Raw genomic sequence first — 1,358 nt, 5'->3', positions numbered from 1 at the left:
GGTTGAACGACGGTCTTCCGAGACAAAGAGCTGTTTAAAGAGCTGAACCAGGTTATAGGCAATACCGGTGATCAAGGCTCGTGCAGTGTTCCGTGCAAAAGTTGAGCTGTCTGTTTTGTCAAAGCCAAACCCGCATTTCAGCTCCTTAATTTGGTTCTCAGCATTGCCCCGCTGTCTATAGGTCTTGAACAAAGTCTCTGGAGCCTCGGAGGCCAGGCTGGTCACTACGAATGCGTGGTTCCAGGGAACTAGCTCATCTGCCGTATGAGTAGAACATACGATAACACGGCGAGCTTTACCCCATGACGCGGCCTGATACTTGAATTCGTGGTAGACGCATTTGCTCTCTTCATATTTTGGAGGGCAATCCACTAAGGCCGTTTCTGCCAGCTTCCCAAGCTTTGAATTTGCCTTGAGTCGAACCAAAAAGTCGACGCCATGTGTGTCGCACATCTCGTAAAATTTTGGCGCAGCAAACCCCGAATCGCCTCGAATGATGACGCTGGTGCTTTGAGGGAGCGCCGATAGGCGCGAAAAAGTTGTCTCGACGAACTTATCGGCTTCCTTGCCGGTGTACTCATTGCCAGGGCGCATCAAGGCGTCTAAGAGCAACCCGGACTCTTGATCAAATACAACCTGAGGATGATATCCATAGGCCATATAGTGAGCGTTGAAGGCGGACCGTTCTTGATTACCGAAAGTATCACAATGCGTTGAGTCTATATCCAGCACGAAGCGGGATTGACCACTAAGACGGAAAGCCAAGGCGGCTACTTGCCAGATAAGCTTCCGAAAGTCATCTAGGTCGGCGTCTTCAAGGCGCTTGAAAAACCGTGAAAGTGAGGGCTGTGAGACTAGCCGAAAGCTACCCAAGGTGGCCGCCAGTACGGGATCACGTTGCCAGTCATTGGCACTACTGTCATGTAAATACCCGGCAACGTCGAGCAACAATTTTTCCAAGAAGATGTCGATCATCGAGGCCTTCCAGAATCGTCGTTGGTCTGGTAACTTGAGGCACTGATTGGCAAGTTGCCTAAAGTTGATACGATGAAGAAACTCTTGGAACAAAACGAGCCCGGCGTCATTTGAAAGTTGACCGCCGTCGGCGGTCATAGTCACATTGGTATTGCATTGCAGGGATAAGCTGGTTAAAGTTGAGATGGTGTGAAGCCTCGCTTTCGTGATGGTTTTCATCGACTCAACCTTAGCATATAGGCGCACCCAATGGGTGAAACACCAAAGCAGCGCAGTCCCGTGTGAATCATGGGATTGCGCTGCTTTTTTGAAATTCTATGAATAATCCAGGGACGGTATTGAATAGGCCGATCGCCGTCGACAGACTGTATTGGAAGTTTTGC

Annotated in this window: 1 protein-coding gene; it reads right to left on the bottom strand. The window is 49.7% G+C overall.

Annotated features, from left to right (window positions below):
* On the bottom strand, window positions 1-1,194 hold a 1,194-nt coding region (locus tag EKM91_RS13720; RefSeq protein WP_125754447.1), incomplete at its 3' end, for an IS1380 family transposase.
* Window positions 1,195-1,358 lie beyond the last annotated feature (164 nt).

This window comes from Lacticaseibacillus baoqingensis, assembly GCF_003946165.1.
GTDB lineage: Bacteria > Bacillota > Bacilli > Lactobacillales > Lactobacillaceae > Lacticaseibacillus > Lacticaseibacillus baoqingensis.
This window is presented reverse-complemented; position numbering and strand designations above follow the sequence as displayed.